This window comes from Streptomyces sp. NPDC049040, assembly GCF_043197715.1.
Classification (GTDB): Bacteria; Actinomycetota; Actinomycetes; order Streptomycetales; family Streptomycetaceae; genus Actinacidiphila.
Genome location: NZ_JBICTO010000011.1, coordinates 86,483 through 109,960, shown reverse-complemented (window position 1 = coordinate 109,960; position 23,478 = coordinate 86,483). Strand labels below are relative to the sequence as shown.

The following is a 23,478-nucleotide window of genomic DNA, read 5'->3' as shown; positions in this document are numbered from 1 at the left end:
CGGCCCGATACCCCGATGACGTCTCCTGCGGCCCTTCGCGGCGCTAACCCATTTCCTCCAGCGTCTTGCCCTTCGTCTCCTTGACGAAGATCAATACGAACGGGATCGAGAGCACCGCGAAGCAGGTGTAGATCACGTAGGTGCCCGACAGATTCCAGTCCGCGAGGGTCGGGAAGCTCGCGGTGATCGCCCAGTTCGCGATCCATTGGGCGGAGGCCGCGACGCCGAGGGCGGCGGCGCGGATCTTGTTCGGGAACATCTCACCGAGGAAGACCCACACCACGACACCCCAGGACAGCGCGAAGAACAGCACGAAGACATGCGCTGCCACCAGGGCGACGGTTCCCTCGGTGTTGGGCAGGGTGTCCCCGCTCTTGGAGGAGAAGGCCCACGCCTCGAGGGCCAGGGCGACGGCCATGCCGGTGGAGCCGATCAGGGCGAGCGGGCGGCGGCCGATCCGGTCGACGAAGATCATCGCGATCGCCGTGCCGATGATGTTCACGATGGAGGTGGTGAAGGAGTAGAAGAAGGAGCTGGACGGGTCGATGCCGACGGACTGCCACAGCGTCGAGGAGTAGTAGAAGGCGACGTTGATGCCGACGAGCTGCTGGAAGACCGACAGGCCGATGCCGATCCAGACGATGGGCAGGAAGTTCACCCGCGACGTGAGCAGGTCGGAGAAGACCGACTTGTGTTCGCGGCGCATCGCGGTCTGGATCTCGGTGACGCGCGCGTCCAGGTCGACCTCCTTGCCCTCCACCTGGGCGAGCACGCCCCTGGCGTCGGAGTCCCGGCCCACCGAGAGCAGGAAGCGCGGCGACTCGGGGATGGTGAAGGACAGCAGCCCGTAGATCACCGCGGGGATGACCATCACCCCGAGCATGACCTGCCAGGCCTCGAGCCCGATGATCTTCCCGCGCTGGTCGCCGTTCGCGCCCTGCAGGATGCCGTAGTTCACCAGCTGCGAGATCGCGATGCCGAGGACGATCGCGGCCTGCTGGAAGGAGGCGAGCCGGCCACGGATGGCGGGCGGCGAGACCTCGGCGATGTAGGCGGGGCCGATGACCGACGCCATACCGATGGCGAAGCCGCCGATGATCCGCCAGAAGGCCAGCTCCCACAGGGCGAAGGGCAGCGCGGACCCGACGGCGCTGATGGTGAAGAGCACCGCGGCGATCCGCATGCACAGGATGCGGCCGATACGGTCGGCGATCCGGCCCGCGGTGGCGGCACCGATGGCGGCACCGATCAGGGCGATCGCGATGACCTGGGCAAGGGTGCCTGAACCGATGTTGTACTTGTCGCGGATCGCCTCGACGGCTCCGTTGATGACGGAGCTGTCATAGCCGAAAAGGAAGCCGCCCATGGCTGCGGCGGCGGTGATGAAGATGACGTGGCCCAGATGGCCCGACGTCGATTTGCGGTCGCCCGCCTGGGGGGCTGGTTCGGTGCTGGTCACATCGGCTCCTCGCGCCCGGCGGTGAGCCCTCGCATGAGGACTGGATCTTCAAGTCTCGGCCGACCGGGGGCCGGCCACCACTTGGAGTGGGCCGTCAGGCTGTGTGTCGCTTTCCGTTCCGCAGCCGCTGACTGATCACCTTGGACACGCCGTCGCCCTGCATGGATACGCCGTACAGGGCGTCGGCCACCTCCATCGTCCGCTTCTGATGGGTGATGACGATGAGCTGGGAGCTCTCCTGAAGCTCCTCCATGATCCGGATCAGTCGCTGCAGATTGGTGTCGTCCAACGCGGCCTCGACCTCGTCCATCACGTAGAAGGGACTCGGCCGTGCCTTGAAGATCGACACCAGCATCGCCACCGCGGTCAGCGAGCGCTCACCACCCGACAGCAGCGACAACCGCTTCACCTTCTTCCCGGGCGGTCTGGCCTCAACCTCGACACCTGTGGTCAGCATGTTGTCCGGATCGGTGAGCAGCAGCCGCCCCTCGCCGCCGGGGAAGAGCCGGGAGAAAACGCCCTCGAACTCCCGGGCGGTGTCGTGGAAGGCGGCGGTGAAGACCTGCTCGACCCGCTCGTCCACGTCCTTGATCACCTGGAGCAGGTCGGCCCTGGTCCTGCGCAGGTCCTCCAGCTGCTCGGTGAGGAATTTGTGCCGCTCCTCCAGGGCCGCGAACTCCTCGAGGGCCAGCGGGTTGACCTTGCCGAGCTGGGCGTACGCCTTCTCGGCCGCCTTGAGCCGCTTCTCCTGCTGGGGGCGCAGGTAGGGGCGCGGCAGGTTGCGCGGGTCCTGCGGGTCCTCGGGCAGGACCTCGCCCTCGGCCGGCAGGGACGGCGGCACGAGCTGGTCGGGGCCGTACTCGGCGACCAGGCCCGCCGGCTCCATGCCGTGCTCCTCCAGCGCCTTCGTCTCCAACTGCTCGATCCGCAGCCGCTTCTCCGCGCCCAGCACCTCGCCCTTGTGGACGTCGCCGGTGAGCCGGTCCAGTTCGCTCTTCAGCTCCCGGCCGCGGCGGCGCTCCTGGCCCAGCTCCGCCTCGCGCTCGGCCCTGGCCTGCTCGGCGGCCGCCCGTTCCGCCTCCGCGCGGGCCAGCGACACCTGCACGCAGTCCAGCAGGCCGCGGGCCCCGTCGCGTACCGCGGCGGCCACCGACGCCTCGTACGCCAGCCGGAGCCTGCGCCGTTCGGCCCTTGCCCTGGTCTCGCGCTCGGCGCGGGCGGCGCGGTCCAGCCCGTCGGCTCGGCCCGCCAGGCCCTTGACCCGCTCCTCGTGGGTACGCAGCTGGAGCCGCGCCTCCATCTCGGTCTGCCGGGCGTTGGCACCGTCCGCGGCGAGCCGGTCGCGCACCGAGGTGTCCGGCTCCTCCTCGCCCGGCTCCTCCTGAGCTTCGCTCAGCCGGTAGGACAGCTCCTCGAACTCCTCGCGGGCCGCGGCGAGCGACTCCTCGCTGCGGCCGACTGCGGTGGCCGCGCGGTCCGCCTCGCCCGCCGCGGCGCGCGCCTGGCCGCCGAGCCGCCCCAGCTGCTGGGCGACCGACGACTTGGCCTTCTCCGCCGCCCTGCGCCGCTGCCCCAGCTCGTCGACCGCCCCGGCCGCGGCCGACCGCCGCTCCTTGGCCTGCTGCTGGCGGTCCGCCAGCAGCGCACACTCCTCCTCGAGCCGGGCCAGCTCTGCGGTGGCCTCGTCCACCTGCGCCTGCACCTCCAGCAGGCTGGGCGCCTTCGCGCTGCCGCCGACCGCGGTGTGCGCGGCCAGCAGGTCGCCCTCCGCGGTCACCGCGGTCAGCCCGGGGTGCGCGGTGACGACGGCCTCGGCGTCCTCCAGCGAGTCCACGACCACGACCGCCCGCAGCAGCAGCGCGACAGCGGGCGCCAGCTCGTCGGGGGCGGTCACCAGGTCCACGGCGTAGCGGCCGCCGGCCGGCAGTGCCGCCGCGGCGGGCCGCGGCTGCGCGTCGGGCGCTCCGCCGAGCAGCAGCGCCGCGCGCCCCGAGTCCTCCTTGCGCAGCAGCCGCAGCGCCTCGGCGGCCGCGGACAGCCCGCTGACGGCGACCGCGTCGGCGGCGGCGCCGAGGGCCGCGGCGACCTGGACCTCGTAGCCCTGGGCGACCCGCAGCAGACCGGCGGCCGGGCCGAGCACCCCGGCGATCGGGCCGCCCGCGCCCTGCGCGCCGGCCAGCAGCGCCCCGCTGCCGTCCTTGCGGCGCAGGGCGGGGGCCAGCGCGTCGCGGCGGGCCGCGACGGCGGCCCTGCGGCGCTCCGCGGCGGTGGCGGCCTCGCGGGCGGCGGTGAAGTCCTCGTCCGCCGCGGCCTGGTCGGCGCGGGCCGCCTCGAAGCGGGCTTCGAGCTCGGAGTCGTCGGCATCCAGGCCCTCGACCTGGGCACGCAGCTCCTCGTACTCGGCCTGCGCGGACTCCGCCCGGTCCCTGGCCTCGTCGCGGGCGGCGGTGAGCCGGCCGATCTCGGCCTCGGCGGACGTGGCCCTGGAGCGGGCCGCGTTGACCTGCCCGTTGAGCCGGGCCAGGCCCTCGCGGCGGTCGGCGATGGCGCGGGCGGCGCTGCGCAGCCTGCCCTCCTCCTCGGCGAGCCGGTGCTCCAGCTCGGCACGGTGGCCGACGGTGTCGTCGAGGGCGCGCTGTGCGGCGTCCAGCGCCTCGGTCAGCTCCGCCTCCTGCTCGCGGATGCGGGCGGCCTCGCGCTCCATGTCCTCGGGGTCGCGGCCGCGCCGCTCCTCCGCGGGCTGGCCGGTGGCGTGCCGGTGCCGCTGCTCGGCCAGGCCTACGGTGCCGCGGACCCTCTCGGTGAGCTGCGACAGCGCGTACCAGGTGGCCTGTGCCTCGTTGAGACGCGGGGTCAGGGCCCGGACCTGCTCCTCCAGCCGGGCCTCGCGGCGGACGGCGTCGGCGAGTTCCGCCTCGACGGCGTCCCTGCGCTCCTTGAGGGCGGCCTCGTCCGCGACCTCCGAGCGCAGCGCCTCGCGCAGGGTGACCAGGTCGTCTGCCAGCAGCCGCAGCCTGGCGTCGCGCAGGTCTGCCTGGATGACGGCGGCCCTGCGCGCGACCTGGGCCTGCCGGCCGAGCGGCTTGAGCTGGCGGCGCAGCTCGCCGGTGAGGTCGGTGACCCGGGCGAGGTTGGCCTGCATCGCGTCCAGCTTCCGCAGCGCCTTCTCCTTGCGCTTGCGGTGCTTCAGTACGCCTGCCGCCTCCTCGATGAAGGCGCGGCGGCCCATCGGGTCGGCGTGCAGCACCGAGTCCAGCTGGCCCTGGCCGACGATGACGTGCATCTCGCGGCCGATGCCGGAGTCGGACAGCAGTTCCTGGATGTCCAGCAGGCGGCAGGTGTCGCCGTTGATCTGGTACTCGCTGCCGCCGTTGCGGAACATGATCCGCGTGATGGTGACCTCGGCGTACTCGATGGGCAGTACGCCGTCGCTGTTGTCGATGGTCAGCGACACCTCGGCGCGGCCCAGCGGGGGGCGGCCGGTGGTGCCGGCGAAGATGACATCCTCCATCTTGCCGCCGCGCAGCGACTTGGCCCCCTGCTCGCCCATGACCCACGACAGCGCGTCCACCACATTGGACTTGCCGGACCCGTTGGGGCCGACGACGCAGGTGATTCCGGGTTCGAAGCGCAGCGTCGTCGCCGAGGCGAAGGACTTGAAGCCGCGCAGCGTGAGGCTCTTGAGATGCACGCCCGCCGACTCTACTAGCCGCCTGCGGTTTCACCAGGGAATGTGCAGGGCACATCAGACGGTAAGGAGCGGCGAGGGGCCGGTCTTCAGGGGGAGGGTGCCACGACGAAGGGACGCCGAAGCGTCCCTTGCGGTTTTCACGGTTCTCACGGTGTCAGCCTGTGAGGTGCTGCACAATCCCAGGGGAGACCTGGTCACCGGATCCGGCGAGGCGCCGGATCAGGCGAGTACGGGCTCCGCGTGGGTGACGTCGATGCCGAGCAGCGACTCTTCGTGCGACGCCACAGTCAGCGCATCGTTCTGGGCCTGCATCCGAACGAGCTCGGATTCCAGGTCCTGGACGCGCTGCTGAAGCCTTCGCATCTCGGCGAGGAGTCGCGGGTCGGGACCGCCGACGTAACCGAGAAGCGCCTTTGCCATGATGAGTGGTCCTCCACGCTGAGTGACCGACCGGGGAGCGGTTTGGTCGTGGGTGAGGGGTACGTGCCCGCGCAGGACATATGTCGTGACCGCCGTTGGGCAATCCTTGGAGTCACGATGCGCTGGGCTTCCAGCGTCTCACCAAATAAGAGGGCGGTCAACACGATCACAGCCCAGTCGTCGGGTCCGCCTCAGAAAACACGGCGCTGAATGTGTTGTGGGCTGCCCGCTCGGCGTCGAGATCATTCTCGATGGGGGCAGCCTGACACGACATCCGCCATATGGCAACCGGTCGTGCCCACCGGATCGCAAAACCTCGGCCACCCGGGCGACGGCTTCCCGTGGCCGCCGCGCGACCCGGTGTCCGGGTCAGCGGATCTCGAAACCGTCGTATCCGCCCCGCGGTTCCGACCAGATTTCGGTGACACCGTCGACACGGCCGGGCGTGTCGCCGCCGCGCAGCCGGTCGAGAAGCTGTCGACACCGGTCACGGGCGCCTTCTGCGACGACCTGTACCCGGCCGTCATCCAGATTGCCCGCATAGCCGGACAGGCCGCCGACCTCCAGTGCGGCGGCCCTCGTCCACCACCGGAATCCCACGCCCTGCACCCGGCCCCGCACCCATGCGGTGAGCCGGACATTTTCGTTCATGCGGGCACGTTATCCGGTCGGCCGCGTACTGGTTGCCATCGGATCACCGCACCGGCGGGCGTGATTCGCTACAGTCGCCCCGCAGCAGGCTTCACTCGAACGGGTGAGGCACCGTGAAGCATTGAGGAGCGCACTCGATGGGCCGACACAGCCGTCAGGCGCAGCCGGCCGCGCCGCAGGCCGGCCCCCGCGGGCACCGCGGGCGCCGCAAGCACCACCCGGTGCGCACCGGGCTGCTGGCCACGTCCGCCGCCATGGCGGTCGGAGCGGTGGCCGCGTCGTCCGGGCTGCTGTCCGGGATGGCCGGCGGGCTGACCTACGACGGCGGCGACAACGGCAGCACCCAGGCCGACGGCCCGACGCGGCCCGCCACCGGCAGCGACCAGCCGTCGCCGCAGAGCGGCACGTCGTCCGCCATTCCCGACGCCGGCACCGCCTCGCCCTCGTCAGCGCCCTCGCCGTCCGCGACCAAGCCCTCGGCGCGACCCGGGTCCGCGACCCCGACGGCCACCAAGCCGCCCGCCGCGACCGTGTCGCCGACCCGCACCCTCACCGCGCCCACCACGCCGGTGCGGACCACGCCTGCCACCAAGGCGCCGTCCGCCACGCCGACCAGCTCCACGCTCGCCGCCACCAGGGCGGCCATCCTGTCGCTGGTGAACAAGGAGCGGGCGACGGCGGGCTGCAAGGCGCTGACCGCCAGCTCCTCCCTCGACGGGCTGGCCCAGGCGTTCAGCGACGACATGGCGGCCCGCGGCTTCTTCGACCACACCGACCCGGACGGCGACGACCCCTGGGACCGGGCCAAGGCCCGCGGCATAACCAACCTGGGCGGCGAGAACATAGCCCGCGGCCAGGCGGACGCGGAGGCCGTGATGACCGCCTGGATGAACAGCCCGGGGCACCGGGCGAACATTCTCAACTGCGACTACACGACGCTCGGCGTCGGCATCCACTTCGGCACCGGCGGCCCGTGGTGGACCCAGGACTTCGGCTTCTGACATCGCCGCGGCACGGCGGTCCGGGTGGGCCTTCCGGGCAGCCCCGAGCCACGGGGGAACCGGCCTGGATCTCGCGATCGTCGGTGACGAGATCAGCCTGTCCGTGCCGTACCGGCTTGCCGGGAAGAATGCCGCCGGGTCTTCCGGATCGCCTCGGCGATCGTCGAACGGGAGACGGGTCTGATCGCCTTCGGCCCCCAGACGGAGGCCCCGGTTCACGGCCTCGACCGCCGAGCCGGTCATGTCGGCCGAGGCGGAGGACCTCACAAGCCGCTACGGGGGCTGACGCCAGGGCCGCCCCCCAGGCCCCGGGTTCCGCGTCGGGCGCTCACCGGAGGAAAGCGCGGCCTGAGGGTGAGCGCTGTGGCGGGGTACGCTCACGGCATGGCCGAGACGATCGGGCGGGGTGTGGACGCAGGCGGCGGCGAGGCGGCTTTCGACGTCTTCGCGCGGGACTGCCCTTCGCGTTCCACCCTTGAGCATGTGACCGGGCGCTGGGGAAGTCTCACGCTCGGGGCGCTGCGCGACGGCACGCTGCGCTTCAACGAGCTGCGGCGGCGGGTCCAGGGGGTCAGCGAGAAGATGCTCTCCCAGACCCTGCACGCGCTGGAGCGGGACGGGCTGGTCCACCGGGACGCCCGCCCGACGAACCCGCCGCACGTCGAATACCGCCTCACCCCGCTGGGAGCGGAGACCGCGCAGCGGCTGCTCTCCCTGATCGAGCTGGTCGAGGGCCGGATGCCGGAGGTGCTCGCCGCCCGGCGGGCCTACGACGGGACGCGCGGCACCGGCTGACAGTGCGGGCAGAAGTAGCTCGACCTGTTCATCCAGGCCCGGCGCCGGATCGGCGTGCCGCAGCGGCGGCAGGGCTGGTCCTCCCGGCCGTAGGCGTCCAGCGAGCGGTCGAAGTAGCCGGACTCGCCGTTCACGTTGACGTACATCGCGTCGAAGCTGGTGCCGCCCGCGGCCAGCGCGTCACCCATCACCTCGCGGATGTGCCGGACCAGCTCCGCGGTACGGGGGCGGGTCAGGCCGGCGGTCGGGCGCTCGTAGTGCAGCTTGGTGCGCCACAGCGCCTCGTCGGCGTAGATGTTGCCGACCCCGCTGATCAGGCTCTGGTCGAGCAGCGCCCGCTTGACGGTGGTGCGCTTGCGGCGAAGGGCCGCGTGGAAGGCGTCCTCGTCGAACTCCGGGTCCAGCGGGTCGCGTGCGATGTGGGCGAGTGCCTGCGGCAGGCTGTCCCGGTCGCCGGGGACGGTGTCCTGGACGGACAGGCCGCCGAAGGTGCGCTGGTCGACGAACCGCAGGTCCGTGCCGTCGCTGTCGGCGAAGGTGAAGCGGACCCGCAGGTGCGTCTCCGGCGGGGCCGTGGCGGGGCGGATCAGGAACTGCCCGCTCATGCCCAGGTGGGCGAGCAGGGACGCGTCCGGCGTGAGCGGCAGCCACAGGTACTTGCCCCTGCGGTGCGGCACCCCGAGTTCGCTGCCGCGCAGCCTCGCCGCGAAGTCCTCGGCGCCCGCGGTGTGCCGCCGCACGGCGCGCGGGTGCAGGACGCTCACCGCCTCCACGGTCCGCCCCGCCGCCCAGCGTTCGAGCCCCCGCCGCACCACTTCCACTTCAGGCAGCTCCGGCATGCCCTTCCCTTCACGCGAGACGGCGCCCTCGAAGGGCTTGGGGACCAGCGCGCGCGACCCCGCGCAGGAGGCACCCCCGCGCTCGCCACCGTGGCCCGCAGAAAAAGCACCCCCTGCGCGAGGGCGCCGCACCGGCCGTGGCGGCCCGCGGAGAAGCCCCCTGCGCAAGGGGTGGGTGCCGTCAGCTCGCGGCGGCGGCGGAGGTCTTGCGGATGGAGCGCCAGGCGGCCTCTGCCGCCTGCTGCTCCGCTTCCTTCTTGCTGCGGCCGGTGCCGGTGCCGTACTCGACACCACCGACGCGAGCGGCAGCCGTGAAGGTCTTCTCGTGGTCGGGGCCCGACTCGGAGACGACGTATTCGGGTACGCCGAGGCTCTCGCTCGCGGTGAGCTCCTGGAGGCTGGTCTTCCAGTCCAGGCCCGCGCCCAGGTTGGAGGACTCCTCGATGAGCGGGTCGAAGAGCCGGTGGACCAGCTCGGAGGCCGCGTCGAGGCCCTGGTCGAGATAGACGGCACCGATCACCGCTTCGAGGGTGTCCGCGAGGATCGACGCCTTGTCCCGCCCGCCGGTGCCCTCTTCACCGCGGCCCAGACGGATGAACGCGCCGAGGTCGAGACCTCGGCTGACGCCCGCGAGTGCCCGGGAGTTGACCACCGCGGCCCGCAGCTTGGCCAGTTGGCCCTCGGGCAGGTCGGGGTGGGTGCGGTAGAGGGTGTCGGTGACCACCAGGCCGAGCACGGAGTCCCCCAGGAACTCCAGCCGCTCGTTGGTGGGCAGCCCGCCGTTCTCGTACGCGTACGAGCGGTGGGTGAGCGCACGCACCAGAAGGGCGGGCTCAAGGTGATACCCGAGCCGCCCTTCCAGAAGCGTGTGGGACGAGGCTGTTTCCGTCGCGGCGTCCGTAGCGGCCTGCTTCGGCGCTGAGGCGTCTGACATGGAGCCTGTCACCTGCCGATCAGACGTCGAGGACCTGACGGCGGTTGTAGGTGCCGCAGTTGGGGCACGCGATGTGCTGCAGCTTCGGCTCGTGGCAACGCTCGCACGCCACCAGGCTCACGGGCGCAGCCTTCCACTGCGAACGGCGGTGGCGCGTGTTGCTGCGCGACATCTTCCGCTTGGGAACAGCCACGGCTACTTCTCCTGATCGTCGTCGGAGCCGTTTCCGGCACCGTTCTGCTGGGTCGTCGGATCCACGGTGAGATCCTCCAGGGCCGCCCACCGGATGTCGGTGACCGCGTGGTGGTGGTCCGGGTCGTCGGCGAGCCGGGCTCCACAGGTGGAGCACAGGCCCGCGCAGTCCTCCCGGCACACCGGCTGCATCGGCAGTGCGAGCACCACCGCGTCTCGCAGCACGGGTTCGAGGTCGAACAGGTCGTCCTCGATTTCGAGCGTGTCCTCGTCCTCGGCGTCGTCACCGGCTTCGTCCCTGCGGGCGGTCCGGGTGTCGGCGTCGGGGTAGGAGAACATCTCCTGGAACTCCGCGTCGAGCTCACGCTCGACGGGCTCCAGACACCTTACGCACTCCCCCGTGACCGGTGCATGGGCGGTGCCGGTGACCAGCACACCCTCCATGACCGACTCCAGGCGGAGGTCCAGCTCGACGGTGGCGCCCTTGGGCACCCCGATGACGTCGGCGATGCCGAGGTCGTCGGGGGCCGACACCGAGCGGGAGACCTTCTTCATCGCACCCGGACGCCTGCCCAGCTCGTGCGTGTCGAACACGAGGGGGTTGCGGTGGTCAAGGCGGGTGTTCAGGGCTCCTGCTTTCCTCGGTCACGGCCTGCCCCGTCCCTTGCGGGCGGGCAGGCAGAAGCGCCGGCGATTCACACGGCTGGAAGTGACAGGATACTGGACGCGCAGCCCCCGCCCAAACGGAGCAGTACGGGGCCGGGTCAGCGGCCCTGTTCCAGCTCCCGCAGCCGGTTGAGGTCGATCATCCCGGTGTCGAAGAAGCTGGTCTCGTCGAGCGCGGCGGCCGGCTGCGCATACCCCTGGCCCTGCTGCTGGTAGGGGATCTGCGGCGGGTACTGCTGCTGGTCGTAGCCGGGCTGCTGCTCGTAGCCCTGCCCGCCGTAGTCGTAGCCGGGCTCCTGGCCGTAGCCGGGCTGCGGGGCGTACGGGTCCGTGTAGCCGGCCTGCTGGGCGTACTCCTGCTGCTGGTAGCCGTCGCCCGGCTCCTGCTGCCGGTCGTAGCCGGGCTGCTGCTCGTAGCCGTCGCCCGGCTGCGGCTCGTAGCCCTGCTGCTGGTAGCCCTCCTGCTGCGGCTGGTAGCCGTAGCCGGCGTCCTGCAGGGGCTCCGCCGCGGGCTGCTGCGGCTCGTAGCCGTACTGCGACAGGTCGGCCTGCTCGGGCGCGGGCGCCGCGAGGCCCGCCATGTAGTCGGCGTCGGACTGGCGGTGATGGTGCTGCGGGTCGCCGTCCGTGCCGTCGGCCGCGGCGATCTGGGCGGCCAGGTCGTCGATGGGGTTGTGCCCGGTGAGCTTGAGCCGGCCGCGGCCGACCGCCTCCAGGGTCTTGCTGAGCACCGCCTCGAAGGCGCCGAGCTTGGTGTCGACGTACTCGTCGGCGCGGCGGCGCAGCGTCTCGGGGTCGGTGCTGCGCTCGGGGGCGTCCGGGTCGTCCTCCACCGGGAAGCCCTGCTCGTCGAAGTCGGGGTGGCGGCCGAGCAGCTTCTCGCGGCCGCGGTCGACCGAGCCGATGGTCTTGGTGAGGACCACCTCGAAGTTGGCGAGCTTGCTGTCGACGTAGTCGTCGGCCTCGGCACGGATCTCGTCGGCCTCGCGGCGGGCCTCGGCGACGATGCGCTCGGCCTCGTCCTTGGACTGGCGCGCGACATGGGTGTCGGAGACCAGCGAGCCGCGTTCTGCGTGCGCGGACTCGACGATCCGCCGGGCCTCCGCCCTGGCCTGCTCCACCATCTGCTCGCGGTCGCCGAGCAGGTCCTCGGCCTGGGCCAGGGAGTCGGGCAGCGCGGCGGACACCTCGTCGAGCATGGCGAGCAGCTCAGCCCGGTTCACCACGCAGGAGGCCGACATCGGCATCGACCGGGCGTTCGCCACGGTGGCCGCGATCTCATCGAGCTTCTTCTGGACGTCCACGCGGAAGACTCTAGCGCTGCCGCAGCTTGGTGTTCAGCGCCTCGAGAACCGGGGCAGGCACCAAGTGCGAGATGTCCCCGCCCCATTGGGCGACTTCCTTGACCAAGCTGGAGGACAGGAAGCTGTAGGCGGGGTTGGTGGGCACGAACAGCGTCTCGACACCGGACAGGCCGATGTTCATCTGGGCCATCTGCAGCTCGTAGTCGAAGTCGCTGACCGCCCGCAGGCCCTTGACGATGGCCGGGATGTCGCGCTGCTTGCAGAAGTCCACCAGCAGGCCGTGGAAGGACTCCACCTGCACGTTCCCGAGGTCGGCTGTGACCTCCTCGATGAGCGCGATCCGCTCGTCGATGCCGAACAGGCCCTGCTTGGACTGGTTGATCATCACCGCGACGTGCACGACGTCGTAGAGCCGGGAGGCGCGGGCGATGATGTCGAGGTGTCCGTTGGTGACCGGGTCGAAGGACCCGGGACAGACTGCGCGGCGCATTGCTGGCTCCTCGCTCTGCGAACGGGCGTTACCGGTGGGACGGGTGCCGGGGCCTGCGGCGGGCGTCCGGCTGCTCCGGGGGCTCATGACCCGTCGGTAACCTGGGCGGCGCGACCGTACCAAAGAGTCGCCTCGCCATACCGCCGGGAGCGCAGTCCCTCGAAGCCCGCCGGCCAGTCGAAGTCTCCGCCCCGGGTCCTGCGTTCCACGGTGACCAGTGTGTCGGCCGCGAGCCAGCCGCCGGCCAGGAGTGTGAGCAGGATCTCCCGCAGCGCGCCGTCGGCGACGTCGTAGGGCGGGTCGAGGAAGACGACGTCGTACGGCTCGGCGGGCGGCGGTCCCGCCACCACCTTCTCGGCCTTGCCCGCCCGCACCTCGGCGCCCGGCAGGCCGATCGCCGCGGCGTTCTCCCTGATCGTCCTGGCGGCCCGCGGGTCGTCGTCGGCCAGCAGCACGTGGGCGGCGCCGCGCGAGAGCGCCTCGAGCCCGACCGCGCCCGAACCCCCGTAGAGGTCCATGACCCTGGCTCCCGCGAGGGTGCCGCGCAGCGACTGCAGGGTGGAGAACAGGCCTTCCTTGGCCCGGTCGGAGGTCGGCCGGGTGCCGGTGCCCGCGGGCACGGCGAGCCGCCGGCCGCCGGCCGCTCCGGCGATCACGCGCGTCATGTGCTGTCCACCCTTCGCGCCGCCCTTCGCGTCACCTTCGCACCCTATCCGGCCGCGGCAGGTCAGCCCTTGTCGAGATACTGCTCGCGGTCCGCGTCCAGCAGGCTGTCCAGCGCGCTGCGCAGATCGGGGTGGCCGGTCAGCTCGGGGTCGGCGGCGACCACCGCGACCGCCTCCTGCCGCGCCTGCTCGATCACCTCGCGGTCGTCGATCACCGTGAGCATCCGCAGCGACGACCTGCTGCCGGACTGCGCCTGGCCCAGCACATCGCCCTCGCGGCGCTGCTGGAGGTCGATCTCGGACAGCTCGAAGCCGTCCAGGGTGCCGGCCACCGCGTCGAGCCTGCCGCGCGCCGGGCTCGCCTCCGGCGCCTCGGAGACCAGCAGGCACAGCCCGGCGGCCGACCCGCGGCCGACCCGGCCGCGCAGCTGGTGCAGCTGCGAGACGCCGAACCGGTCGGCGTCCATGATCACCATGGCGGTGGCGTTGGGCACGTTCACCCCGACCTCGATCACCGTGGTCGCCACCAGCACGTCCACCTCGCCGGCCGCGAACCGCCGCATCACGTCGTCCTTGGCGTCCGGCGCCATCCGCCCGTGCAGCACCTCGACCCGCAGGCCCCGCAGCGGTCCCGCGGCGATCTGCTCGGCGATCTCCAGCACCGCCAGCGGCGGCCTGCGCTCTGCGTCGTCGGCCTTCTTCGCGGCCTTGCCGTCCTCGTCGTCGCCGATCCGCGGGCACACCACATACGCCTGGTGCCCCTTCTCGACCTCCTCCCGGACCCGCTCCCAGGCCCGGCTGAGGAAGTGCGGCTTCTCCGCGGCCGGTACGACATGGGTCGCGATCGGCGAGCGGCCGGCGGGCAGCTGGTCGAGCACCGAGGTCTCCAGGTCGCCGAAGACGGTCATGGCCACCGTCCGCGGGATCGGGGTGGCCGTCATCACCAGCAGGTGCGGCGGCTGCGGCGCCTTCGCCCGCAGCGCGTCGCGCTGCTCCACCCCGAAGCGGTGCTGCTCGTCCACCACCACGAGCCCCAGGTCGTGGAATTTGACCTTGTCCTCGATCAGCGCGTGGGTGCCCACCACGATCCCGGCCTCGCCGGTCACCAGGTCGAGCAGCGCCTGCCGGCGGGCGGGGGTGCCCATGGAACCGGTCAGCAGCACCACCTTGGTGCCCAGCTCGGACCCGCCGAGCATGCCGGCGGACTCCGCCAGGTCGCCCATCATCTCGGTGATCGACCGGTGGTGCTGCTGGGCCAGCACCTCGGTGGGCGCCAGCATCGCCGCCTGCCCGCCCGCGTCGACCACCCCGAGCATCGCCCGCAGCGCCACCAGCGTCTTGCCCGAGCCGACCTCGCCCTGGAGCAGCCGGTGCATCGGGTGGTCGGTGGCCAGGTCCGCGAAGACCTCGGCCGAGACCGTGCGCTGGCCCTCGGTGAGGGTGAAGGGCAGTTTCGCGTCGAAGGCCGCGAGCAGCCCGTCGGCGGACGGCCGGCGCGGCACCGCGGGCAGCGCGGACTCCGCGGCCCGCCGCCGCGCCAGCGCCACCTGGAGCACGAAGGCCTCGTCCCAGCGCAGCCGGTCCCTGGCCGCGCCGATGTCGGCCTTCGTACGCGGCCGGTGGACCTTCTCCAGCGCCTCGGGCAGCGGGGCGAGCCCGCGGGTCTCCCGCAACTGCGCGGGCAGCGGTTCGCCGACGCCCTCCCAGCCGGTGGCGGCAAGCGAGTTGAGCGCGGTCTCGACGGCCTGGGCGATCTTCCACGAGGTGATCTGCTTGCACGCCGGATACAGCGGGATCAGCCGGTTGGCGAAGGCGTCGACCTCGGCCTCGCCCTCGTCGGCGTCCAGCAGCTGGTAGTCGGGGTGTGCGAGCTGCCGGGTCCTGTTGAAGACCGACACCTTCCCCGAGAACATCCCGCGGCGACCCGGGATCAGCCGGTGCGCGTGCGCGTGGGCGGCACGGCTGAAGAACACCAGGGTCAGCGAGCCGCTGCCGTCGCTGACCACGACCTCGAGCCGTACACCGGACCCGCCGCCGTACGTCCGCTTGTCGGCCTTGGAGATCTGCGCGACCACGGTCACGTACTCGTCCACGGGCAGGTCGGCGAGCCGGGTCAGCTCCCCGCGCTCGGCGTACCGGCGCGGATAGTGGTGCAGCAGGTCACCGGTGGTGTGCAGGTCGAGATGCTCGCCGAGCACCTTGGCGGTGCGGTCGCCGACGAGCTTGCGCAGCGGTTCGTCCAACGGGTTGCCAGTCATCGCCCTCCATCTTGGCGCAACCCGCTGACAAACCGGCGGTCCCCCGGTGCCCGCGCGGCCTCACTCCACGCCGATCAGCAGCGGGCACACCGCCTGGCCGCCGTCGTACGTCACGGTGTCCACCGCCAGGTGGCTTTCTCGCACGTGGGACTCCAGCCGGTCGGCGAGCCCGGGGGGCGCGGTGGCGCCCAGCACGAGGGTGACCATCTCGCCGCCCGCGGCGAGCATCCGGTCGAGCACCCGGACCGCGGTGTCCGCGACATCGGCACCGATCACCGCGACGTCGCCGTCGATCAGGCCGAGGACGTCGCCTGCCTGGCAGACGCCCGCCATGGTCCAGGACTCGCGCTCGGCGACGGCGACCTCCGCGGAGCGGGTGGCGCCCGCGGCCGACGTCATGGCGACGACGTCCTCGTCGAAGCGGCGGGAGGGCTCGTGGACGGCGAGCGCGGCGATGCCCTGGACCGCGGAGCGGGTGGGGATCAACGCGACCCGCACACCGTCGGTGCGGGCCTGCTCGGCGGCGGCGCCGGCCGCGGGGCGCAGCTCGGTGTCGTTCGGCAGCAGTATCACCTCGCGGGCGTTCGCCCGCCGGATGGCCGCGGCGATCTCGCCGCTCGCGGGCCGCTCGCCGGGGCGTACCGCGACCACGGTGGCGCCGGCCCTGGCGCACAGCTCGGCCATGCCGTCGCCGCGCACCAGTGCCACGACGGCCCGCTCGTGGCGGTCCGCGGTGCGGCGTACCTGCTCGCCGAAGTGCGTGACGCGGATGCGGTAGGGGCGTCCGGCCTCGATGCCGGCCTCGACGGCGGCGCCCACGTCGTCGACGTGCACGTGCACGTTCCACAGGCCGTCGCCGCCGACCACGACGAGGGAGTCGCCCAGCGCGTCGAGCCTGGCGCGCAGCGGGGCGATCGCCTCGGGCGCCGATTCCAGCAGGTAGATCACCTCGAACGCGGGGCCGCCCTCCGAACGGCAGTCCCCCGGCCCGCCGCCCTCGGTGCCTGCCGCGTCCGCGCCGGGGGTGGCGTCCGTCACCCCGGACGTCATCCCGGACGTCGTCGCGGCGGCCGCTCCCCGGTCGGGTGACGCTCCCGCGGCGGCGGTGGTGCGGAAGGAGGTGCCCGCGCCCGCCGCCGTGCCGGTACCCGTCGGGGCGTCGCCGGTCACCGCGTCGGACAGCGCGCCCAGCACGGCGACCAGGCCGAGGCCGCCGGCGTCCACGACGCCCGCGCTGCGCAGCACGCCGAGCTGGCCCGGGGTCGCCGCCAGGGCGGCGCGGGCACCGGCGTGGGCGGCGCGTACGACCTCGGCGACACCGCCGTCGGCGGCTTCCGCCGCGGCCGCGGCGGCGCTCGCCACGGTCAGCATCGTGCCCTCCACCGGGTGCGCGACGGCCTCGTACGCCGAGTCGGCGGCCGCCCGCAGCGAGCGGCGCAGCGTGCCGGCGGCGGGCCCGCCGGCGGCGAGCGGCTCGTTCATGCCGCGCAGCAGCTGGGCCAGGATCGTGCCGGAATTGCCGCGGGCGCCGATGAGGGCGCCGTGGGACATGGCCCGGAACGCCTCGGGCAGCGTGGGTGCCGCGACCGGGTCCGCGGCGGCGTGGGCGTCGAAGACGGCTTCCACGGACTGCGCGGCGGACTCCAGCGTCAGGTAGAGGTTGGTGCCGGTGTCGCCGTCGGCGACGGGGTAGACGTTGATCGCGTCGATCTCTTCGCGGGCGCGGCCCAGGGCGGCGAGGGCGAGCCGGCACCAAGTCCGCACCGTGGGTGCGTCGAGCGAGGGCGGCACGAATCCTCCTGCGGAGTGCGTTTTCTCCGGGCGAGCGTAGTCGTCTCCCGGCTGCCCCCGGTCCTGCGCCTTCAGGCGTGCTTCCGCCGCGGCGGCGGGCGGGCTCCCGGGGACCTGAGGGGGGCACGCGGGCGACCCGCCACCGGGGAAGGGTCACCGCGGGGGCGGGAAGGGCCGGGCGGGGAGCTGCCCGGGACATGGTATTTTCGTGGTCTGGGAGCAGTCGTTGTATGCTGCTCCGGTTGCCTGGGGCTCTCCCGGGCTTTTCCTCGTAAATGCATCTGAAGTCTTTGGAGTATCCCGTGGCTGCCAACTGCGACGTCTGCGGCAAGGGGCCGGGCTTCGGCAACAGCATTTCCCACTCGCACCGCCGTACCCCGCGTCGTTGGAACCCCAACATCCAGCGGGTGCGCGCAGTCGTGGGGAAGACGCCGAAGCGGCTCAATGTCTGCACCTCGTGCATCAAGGCCGGCAAGGTCTCGCGCTAGCGAGTGACCCCCGCGCTGACGCGTCACATCGCAGCGGCGCAGCCTTCCGGCTCCCCGAAACGCCGGTCCACCCCAGGGTGGGCCGGCTTTTCAGCGTGCCCTGGTGCGCCAGCCGTGGTCGACCGGGCCGATGCCCGCGCCCAGCGGGAAGCCGGCGGCGATCGCACCGGTGACGTAGGTCTTCGCCAGGCCGACCGCGGCCGGCACCCCGTGGCCGAGCGCCAGGTATGAGGCCAGCGCGGCGGCCAGGGTGCAGCCGGTGCCGTGGGTGTGGCGGTTGGGGTGCCGCGGGGCGCTGAACCACTGCTCGGTACGGCCGTCGGAGAGCAGGTCGGTGCTCTGCGCGCCGCGGCCGGCGGCGGGCAGGTGGCCGCCCTTGATCAGCACCCAGCGCGGGCCGCAGGCCAGCACGGCCTCGGCGGCGGCGCGCATGCCCTCCCGGTCGGCGACGACGATCCCGGTGAGCCGGGTGACCTCGTCCAGGTTGGGCGTGGCGACGGTGGCAAGTGGCAGCAGCCGGCTGCGGACGACGTCGGGTGCGGCGCCACGCAGCAGGCTGTCGCCGTGCTTGGAGACGCCGACCGGGTCGACGACGACGGGCACGTCGAGGCCGGTGAGCAGATCGGCGACGGTGCCGGCCACTTCCGCCGAGGCGAGCATGCCGGTCTTGACGGCCTGCACCCCGATGTCGCCGGTGACGGCCGTGAACTGGGCGATCACCGCCTCCCGCGGCATGTCCCAGCAGCCCTGCACGCCGAGCGAGTTCTGCGCGGTCACCGCGGTGACCACGCTCATGCCGTGCACGCCGAGGGCGAGCATCGTCTTGAGGTCGGCCTGGATGCCCGCGCCGCCGCCGGAGTCGGACCCGGCGACAGTGAGCACCCGGGCGGGCGCGGTGCCGGGCGGCGCGGTCACGCGTCGTCGCCGAAGTGGTCCCAGCCGCCCGCCTTCTCCCACGGCGCACCGTCCACGGTGACCTGCGGGGTGCGGCCTGCCGGCGCGGTGACCGAGCCGATGACCCGCCAGCGGGCGGGCAGTTTCACGTCGGGCGGGAAGGCGGCGACGATGGCGTGGTCCTCGCCGCCGGTGAGCACCCAGTGCAGCGGGTCGACCCCGACGGCCTGACCGATGTCGGTCATCTGCGCGGGTACGTCGATGTCGGCGGACCTCAGGTCGATGTCGGCGCCGCTCGCTGTGGCGACGTGGCCGAGGTCGGCGACCAGGCCGTCGCTGACGTCGGTCATGGCGGTGGCGCCGAGTTCGGCCGCCGCGGGGCCCGCGTGGTACGGCGGTTCGGGCCGGCGGTGGGCCTCGACGAAGGCGCGCGGCGAGCGGAAGCCGCGGGACAGGACGGCGAGTCCCGCGGCTGACCAGCCGAGCCAGCCGGTGACGGCGATGACGTCGCCGGGGCGGGCTCCCGATCGGGTGACGGCGGCCCGGTTGCGCAGGTCGCCCAGGGCGGTGATGGCGACGGTGATGGTGTCGCCGCGTACGACGTCGCCGCCGACCACGGCCGCGCCTGCGACGTGGCACTCGTCGCGGATGCCGTCCATCAGCTCGATCGGCCAGGTGGCCGGGAGTTCCGCGGGCACCACGAGGCCGAGCAGTACCGCGGTGGGGACGGCGCCCATGGCGGCGATGTCCGCGAGGTTCTGGGCGGCGGCCTTGCGGCCGACGTCGTAGGCGGTGGACCAGTCGCGGCGGAAGTGCCGGCCTTCGATCAGGATGTCGGTGGTGGCCACCACCCGCCGGTCGGGCGCGGTGACGACGGCCGCGTCGTCACCGGGGCCGATTTTCACGGCCGGGGTCGAGGTGAGACGGGAGGTCAGTTCCCTGATGAGCCCGAACTCCCCCAACTCGCCCACAGTCCCCTTCATCTCATCGTCCCCTTAGGTCTCGGCATTCGCCGGTTCTGCTGCGTGTTTCCCGTCAATACGGGGGTCAGGTACCGCGCGGGTCTCCCCGCTGTGCGCGACGACGCGATAACGTGGCGTCCCCCTTCCCACATGATCCTCGTAGCCGCCCTGGAGGTTCCGTGGTACAGGCCTACATCCTGATCCAGACCGAGGTGGGCAAGGCCTCGGCAGTAGCGGAGGTGATCTCCAAGATCGACGGCGTCATCCAGGCCGAGGACGTCACGGGCCCTTACGACGTCATCGTCAGAGCCCAGGCGGACACGGTCGACGAACTCGGCCGCATGGTGGTTGCCAAGGTCCAGCAGGTGGACGGCATCACCCGGACCCTCACCTGTCCCGTCGTCCATATATAGCCCCCGATATGCTCGCCCGGTGGCGCTGTATCACCGGGTCGTCCTCATCAACGTGTCCGCCGTCGCGTGCCTCGCCGCGGCGGCGGCCTACGCTTTCGCCGTGTCCGGTAAGGGTGACGGTCCCGTCTCCGTACCGGTTCCTGACGCGCGCACGGCAGGCTACTGCCGAGCGCTGGACCAGGCGCTGCCGCAGCGGGTCGCGGGGCTCTCCCGGCATGATCTCAAGCCGCGGTCGGAACTGATCACCGGGTGGGGGGACCCGGCGATCGTAATGCGCTGCGGGGTGCCGCGGCCGGTGGTGGACGACGACCCCGACGCCGACGCCGTGGAGGTGGACGGGGTGGGCTGGTCCATCGAGCGGGGGTCCGGCGGGTCGTTCCGGCTGACCACGACGCTGCGCCAGGCGTACGTCGAGGTGACGCTGCCGAAGAAGTACGCCGGCGACCTCGGCCCGCTGACCGATGTCGCCGGCGCCGTGAAGCGGACGGTCCCCGAGCTGTGACCCCCTGCCGGCCGCCGGGCCGGCAGGGACGTTTCAGCGCAGGCCGGTGGAGCGGCGCAGCGCCGCCTGGATGAGCCGGTCGACCAGTTCCGGGTAGTCGACGCCGCTCTCCTGCCACATCCGCGGGTACATCGAGATCGGGGTGAAGCCCGGCATCGTGTTGATCTCGTTGATCACGAACTCGCCGCTGTCCAGCAGGAAGAAGTCCGCCCTGACCAGGCCCTCGCAGGAGGCGGCCTCGAAGGCGGCGACGGCCAGCCGCTGCACCTCGGCGGTCTGCTCCGGCGTGAGCGGGGCCGGCACGATGCCTTCGGCCGAGTCGATGTACTTGGCCTCGAAGTCGTAGAAGGCGTGGGTGGTGACCGGCGGGATCTCGGCGGGCACCGACGCGCGCGGCCCGTCCTCGAACTCCAGGACACCGCACTCGATCTCGCGGCCGCGCAGCAGCGCCTCGACCACGAGCTTCGGGTCGTGCCTGTGGGCCTCGGCGATGGCCGCGTCCAGGCCTTCGGGCCCTTCCACCTTGCTGATGCCGAAGGAGGAGCCGCCGCGGGCGGGCTTCACGAACAGCGGCCAGCCGTGCTCGGCGGCGAAGCCGGTGAGGCGGTCGCGGACGGCGCCGGGGTCCTGCTCCCACTCCCGCGGGCGGACCACGGTGTAGGGGCCGACGGCCAGCCCGAAGGAGGTGAAGATCCGCTTCATGTACTCCTTGTCCATGCCGACGGCGGAGGCGAGCACGCCCGCACCGACGTAGGGGACACCGGAGAGTTCCAGCAGGCCCTGGAGGGTGCCGTCCTCCCCGTAGGGGCCGTGCAGCAGCGGGAAGACGACGTCCACCTCGCCGAGCGCCTTCGGGACGGCGCCGGTCTCGGTGTAGACGACCTCGCGGTTGGCCGGGTCGACCGGGAGGATCACGGCGCCCTCCTGGTCGGTGACCTGCTCCACGGTGGGCATCGTGCGGTCGGCGATGGCCATCCGGTCCGGGGCGTCCGCGGTCAGCGCCCAGCGGCCCTCGGTGGTGATGCCGATGGGCAGGACGTCGTATTTGGTGCGGTCGATGGCCCGCAGCAGGCTTGCCGCGGTCACCACCGAGACGCCGTGCTCGGAGCTGCGGCCGCCGAAGACGACGGCGACCCGCGGCTTGCGGGGGTAACCGGACGGCGCCGGACGGGCGGCGGGCTCGTCGGGTCCCGGGCTTGGGGAAGAAGGCAGGTTGCTCATGTCGCGTTGACCTTACCTTTCGGACTTCGCGGAGCGTGACATCAACTCCCGCACGGCCACGACCGGCGGTTTTCCGTTGTGCACGATATCCACGACCGTCTCGGTGATGGGCATGTCCACGCCGTGGCGGCGGGCGAGATCGGCAACCGATTCGCAGGACTTGACGCCCTCGGCGGTCCGCCTGGTGACGGCGATCGTCTCGGCCAGGCTCATGCCGCGGCCCAGGTTGGTGCCGAAGGTGTGGTTGCGGGACAGCGGCGAGGAGCAGGTCGCGACCAGGTCGCCCATGCCGGCCAGGCCCGCGAAGGTGTGCGCGTCCGCGCCCATCGCCAGGCCGAGCCTGGTGGTCTCGGCCAGGCCGCGGGTGATCAGCGACGCCTTGGTGTTGTCGCCGAGACCCATGCCGTCGGCGATGCCCACCGCGAGCCCGATGACGTTCTTGACCGCGCCCCCCAGTTCGCAGCCCACCACATCGGTGTTGGTGTACGGGCGGAAGTACGAGGTGTGGCAGGCGGCCTGGATGCGGCGCGCGACGGCGTCGTCCCGGCAGGCGACGACGGAGGCCGCGGGCTGCCGCTCGGCGATCTCGGGCGCCAGGTTGGGCCCGGACAGCACGGCGACCCGGTCCGGCCCGGTCTTGGCGACCTCCTCGATGACCTCGCTCATCCGCTTGGCGGTGCCGAGCTCGACGCCCTTCATCAGGCTGACCAGCACCGCGTCGCCGCGCAGCAGCGGCGCCCAGTCCGCGAGGTTGCCGCGCAGCGTCTGCGAGGGGACGGTGAGGAAGACCAGTTCCGCGTCCCTGGCGGCCTCCGCGGGGTCCGCGGTGGCGGTGACTGCGGCGGGCAGTTCGAGTGCGGGGAAGTACTCGGGGTTGTGCCGGGTGGTGTTGATGGCGTCGACGAGGGCGGGCCTTCTGCCCCACAGCGACACCTGGCATCCGGCGTCGGCGAGCACCATGGCGAAGGCCGTGCCCCACGAACCGGTGCCGTAGACCGCGCAGCGCGCCGTCACTTGGCCTCCCGTGCCTTGCGGGGGTCGTACAGTCCGTCGGGGGCGGCTTCGCCGCGCAGTTCCGCGAGGAGTTCGGTGACGCTGCGCATGATCGTCTCGGTGACCGCGCGCAGCGTCTCGGCGGTGGGCTCGAGGCCGTGGTAGGCGTCGAGGTCGACGGGCGGTCCCGCCAGCACGCGCAGCGTCTTGCGGGGGAAGAAGCGGAACTTCTTCTCCTTGGCGTACGGCGGCATGGCCTCGTTGGCGCCCCACTGGGCGACCGGGATGACCGGTGCCTTGGTGAGCAGTGCGACCCGGGCGATGCCGGTCTTGGAGACCATCGGCCACATCTCGGGATCGCGGGTGAGGGTGCCTTCCGGATAGAAGGCGACGCACTCGCCGTTCTCGATCGCTTCGACCGCCGCGCGGAAGGCGTTGGCGGCGTCGGTGGTCTCGCGGAACACCGGGATCTGGCCGGTGCCGCGCAGCATGGTGCCGACGAAGAACGGCTTGAAGAGCGCGGCCTTGGCCAGGAAGCGGGGTACCCGGCCGGTGTTGTACTGGAAATGCGCGTACGACAGCGGGTCGAGGTACGAGTTGTGGTTCACCGCCGTGATGAATCCCTCGTCGGCCGGAATGTGCTCCATTCCGCGCCAATCACGCTTGAACAGCACAATGAGCGGCGGTTTCGCGATGACAGCCGCCAGGCGGTACCAGAAACCGATTCTGCGGCGGGACACCCGGACTCCTCTTCGTTGCGATGGCGCTGCCGCTCAGCATCGCGGCAACCAGAGACTAACGCCAGGTCTCGGGGCGCCGAGGGGCACCTCTGGCACTCGGTGACAATGG

General features: G+C 72.3%; 23 protein-coding genes. 5 read left to right on the top strand and 18 right to left on the bottom strand.

Translation table 11 applies throughout. The features are described from left to right. Nucleotides 1-43: 43 nt before the first annotated feature. From ACGFMP_RS25580 to ACGFMP_RS25565, 4 genes are all read right to left on the bottom strand, one after another. Nucleotides 44-1,459 carry a sugar porter family MFS transporter gene (locus ACGFMP_RS25580; protein WP_393675318.1) on the bottom strand — a complete coding sequence of 472 codons (1,416 nt, stop codon included), beginning with the start codon at nucleotides 1,457-1,459 and terminating at the stop codon, nucleotides 44-46. Between the two features lie 94 nt (nucleotides 1,460-1,553). Next, the gene (smc, locus tag ACGFMP_RS25575) at nucleotides 1,554-5,150 is read right to left on the bottom strand and encodes a chromosome segregation protein SMC (protein ID WP_393675317.1); all 3,597 of its coding nucleotides are present in this window, start codon (nucleotides 5,148-5,150) and stop codon (nucleotides 1,554-1,556) included. Nucleotides 5,151-5,369: 219 nt separating this feature from the next. Further along, nucleotides 5,370-5,570 (bottom strand): hypothetical protein, encoded by a 201-nt coding sequence (locus tag ACGFMP_RS25570; RefSeq protein ID WP_393675316.1) that lies wholly within the window; start codon nucleotides 5,568-5,570, stop codon nucleotides 5,370-5,372. Nucleotides 5,571-5,939: 369 nt separating this feature from the next. Further along, a complete protein-coding gene (locus tag ACGFMP_RS25565; protein ID WP_393675315.1) occupies nucleotides 5,940-6,221 on the bottom strand; it encodes an acylphosphatase in 282 nt (93 codons plus the stop codon). Nucleotides 6,222-6,358: 137 nt separating this feature from the next. Between ACGFMP_RS25565 and ACGFMP_RS25560 the strand changes: the two genes are divergently transcribed. Beyond that, nucleotides 6,359-7,222, top strand: coding sequence for a CAP domain-containing protein (locus ACGFMP_RS25560; protein WP_393675314.1), 864 nt, complete (start codon nucleotides 6,359-6,361; stop codon nucleotides 7,220-7,222). 384 nt (nucleotides 7,223-7,606) lie between these two features. Continuing rightward, complete coding sequence (locus ACGFMP_RS25555) at nucleotides 7,607-8,017, top strand: winged helix-turn-helix transcriptional regulator (protein ID WP_393675313.1); 411 nt, start codon at nucleotides 7,607-7,609, stop codon at nucleotides 8,015-8,017. Here ACGFMP_RS25555 and mutM read toward each other — a convergent pair. The 9 genes from mutM to ACGFMP_RS25510 form a co-directional block, all read right to left on the bottom strand. Beyond that, on the bottom strand, nucleotides 7,990-8,856 hold the full coding sequence (mutM, locus tag ACGFMP_RS25550; protein WP_393675312.1) for a bifunctional DNA-formamidopyrimidine glycosylase/DNA-(apurinic or apyrimidinic site) lyase: 867 nt from the start codon (nucleotides 8,854-8,856) through the stop codon (nucleotides 7,990-7,992). The genes ACGFMP_RS25555 and mutM overlap by 28 nt on opposite strands. A 181-nt stretch (nucleotides 8,857-9,037) precedes the next feature. Beyond that, complete coding sequence (rnc, locus tag ACGFMP_RS25545; RefSeq protein ID WP_393675311.1) at nucleotides 9,038-9,790, bottom strand: ribonuclease III; 753 nt, start codon at nucleotides 9,788-9,790, stop codon at nucleotides 9,038-9,040. A 19-nt stretch (nucleotides 9,791-9,809) separates the two neighbouring features. Then, nucleotides 9,810-9,983, bottom strand: a complete 174-nt coding sequence (rpmF, locus tag ACGFMP_RS25540) for a 50S ribosomal protein L32 (RefSeq protein WP_073500419.1) — start codon at nucleotides 9,981-9,983, stop codon at nucleotides 9,810-9,812. A 2-nt stretch (nucleotides 9,984-9,985) separates the two neighbouring features. Further along, nucleotides 9,986-10,609 carry a YceD family protein gene (locus tag ACGFMP_RS25535; RefSeq protein ID WP_393675413.1) on the bottom strand — a complete coding sequence of 208 codons (624 nt, stop codon included), beginning with the start codon at nucleotides 10,607-10,609 and terminating at the stop codon, nucleotides 9,986-9,988. 137 nt (nucleotides 10,610-10,746) lie between these two features. Beyond that, nucleotides 10,747-11,952, bottom strand: a complete 1,206-nt coding sequence (locus tag ACGFMP_RS25530; protein ID WP_393675310.1) for a cell division initiation protein — start codon at nucleotides 11,950-11,952, stop codon at nucleotides 10,747-10,749. Between the two features lie 10 nt (nucleotides 11,953-11,962). After that, nucleotides 11,963-12,442 (bottom strand): pantetheine-phosphate adenylyltransferase, encoded by a 480-nt coding sequence (gene coaD, locus ACGFMP_RS25525; RefSeq protein ID WP_033173086.1) that lies wholly within the window; start codon nucleotides 12,440-12,442, stop codon nucleotides 11,963-11,965. A gap of 83 nt (nucleotides 12,443-12,525) precedes the next feature. Beyond that, complete coding sequence (rsmD, locus tag ACGFMP_RS25520) at nucleotides 12,526-13,107, bottom strand: 16S rRNA (guanine(966)-N(2))-methyltransferase RsmD (RefSeq protein WP_393675309.1); 582 nt, start codon at nucleotides 13,105-13,107, stop codon at nucleotides 12,526-12,528. 62 nt (nucleotides 13,108-13,169) lie between these two features. Beyond that, a complete protein-coding gene (gene recG / locus ACGFMP_RS25515; RefSeq protein WP_393675308.1) occupies nucleotides 13,170-15,365 on the bottom strand; it encodes an ATP-dependent DNA helicase RecG in 2,196 nt (731 codons plus the stop codon). 60 nt (nucleotides 15,366-15,425) lie between these two features. After that, nucleotides 15,426-17,156, bottom strand: a complete 1,731-nt coding sequence (locus ACGFMP_RS25510) for a DAK2 domain-containing protein (protein WP_393675307.1) — start codon at nucleotides 17,154-17,156, stop codon at nucleotides 15,426-15,428. Nucleotides 17,157-17,458: 302 nt separating this feature from the next. On the opposite strand from ACGFMP_RS25510, the gene rpmB reads away from it, so the two are divergent. Next, nucleotides 17,459-17,644, top strand: coding sequence for a 50S ribosomal protein L28 (gene rpmB / locus ACGFMP_RS25505; protein WP_033173090.1), 186 nt, complete (start codon nucleotides 17,459-17,461; stop codon nucleotides 17,642-17,644). Nucleotides 17,645-17,734: 90 nt separating this feature from the next. Here rpmB and thiD read toward each other — a convergent pair whose 3' ends face one another. Both thiD and ACGFMP_RS25495 read right to left on the bottom strand, forming a co-directional pair. Continuing rightward, nucleotides 17,735-18,559 (bottom strand): bifunctional hydroxymethylpyrimidine kinase/phosphomethylpyrimidine kinase, encoded by an 825-nt coding sequence (gene thiD, locus ACGFMP_RS25500; RefSeq protein ID WP_393675306.1) that lies wholly within the window; start codon nucleotides 18,557-18,559, stop codon nucleotides 17,735-17,737. Next, nucleotides 18,556-19,521 (bottom strand): thiamine-phosphate kinase, encoded by a 966-nt coding sequence (locus tag ACGFMP_RS25495; RefSeq protein ID WP_393675305.1) that lies wholly within the window; start codon nucleotides 19,519-19,521, stop codon nucleotides 18,556-18,558. Before ACGFMP_RS25495 ends, thiD begins: the two co-directional genes overlap by 4 nt. Nucleotides 19,522-19,679: 158 nt before the next feature. Here ACGFMP_RS25495 and ACGFMP_RS25490 point away from each other — a divergent pair, with 158 nt between their 5' ends. Both ACGFMP_RS25490 and ACGFMP_RS25485 read left to right on the top strand, forming a co-directional pair. Beyond that, a complete protein-coding gene (locus tag ACGFMP_RS25490) occupies nucleotides 19,680-19,913 on the top strand; it encodes an Lrp/AsnC family transcriptional regulator (RefSeq protein WP_033173093.1) in 234 nt (77 codons plus the stop codon). Between the two features lie 19 nt (nucleotides 19,914-19,932). Then, nucleotides 19,933-20,415, top strand: coding sequence for a DUF3515 domain-containing protein (locus ACGFMP_RS25485; protein ID WP_393675304.1), 483 nt, complete (start codon nucleotides 19,933-19,935; stop codon nucleotides 20,413-20,415). A gap of 33 nt (nucleotides 20,416-20,448) precedes the next feature. On the opposite strand, the gene ACGFMP_RS25480 is transcribed toward ACGFMP_RS25485, so the two are convergent. Genes ACGFMP_RS25480 through ACGFMP_RS25470 form a run of 3 tightly spaced genes read right to left on the bottom strand, consistent with a single transcriptional unit; the run spans nucleotide 20,449 to nucleotide 23,369 of the window. Continuing rightward, a complete protein-coding gene (locus ACGFMP_RS25480; RefSeq protein ID WP_393675303.1) occupies nucleotides 20,449-21,636 on the bottom strand; it encodes a D-alanine--D-alanine ligase family protein in 1,188 nt (395 codons plus the stop codon). Nucleotides 21,637-21,648: 12 nt separating this feature from the next. Further along, nucleotides 21,649-22,650, bottom strand: coding sequence for an NAD(P)H-dependent glycerol-3-phosphate dehydrogenase (locus tag ACGFMP_RS25475; protein ID WP_393675302.1), 1,002 nt, complete (start codon nucleotides 22,648-22,650; stop codon nucleotides 21,649-21,651). Further along, on the bottom strand, nucleotides 22,647-23,369 hold the full coding sequence (locus ACGFMP_RS25470) for a lysophospholipid acyltransferase family protein (RefSeq protein WP_393675301.1): 723 nt from the start codon (nucleotides 23,367-23,369) through the stop codon (nucleotides 22,647-22,649). The genes ACGFMP_RS25475 and ACGFMP_RS25470 overlap by 4 nt, the downstream gene beginning before the upstream one ends. Nucleotides 23,370-23,478 lie beyond the last annotated feature (109 nt).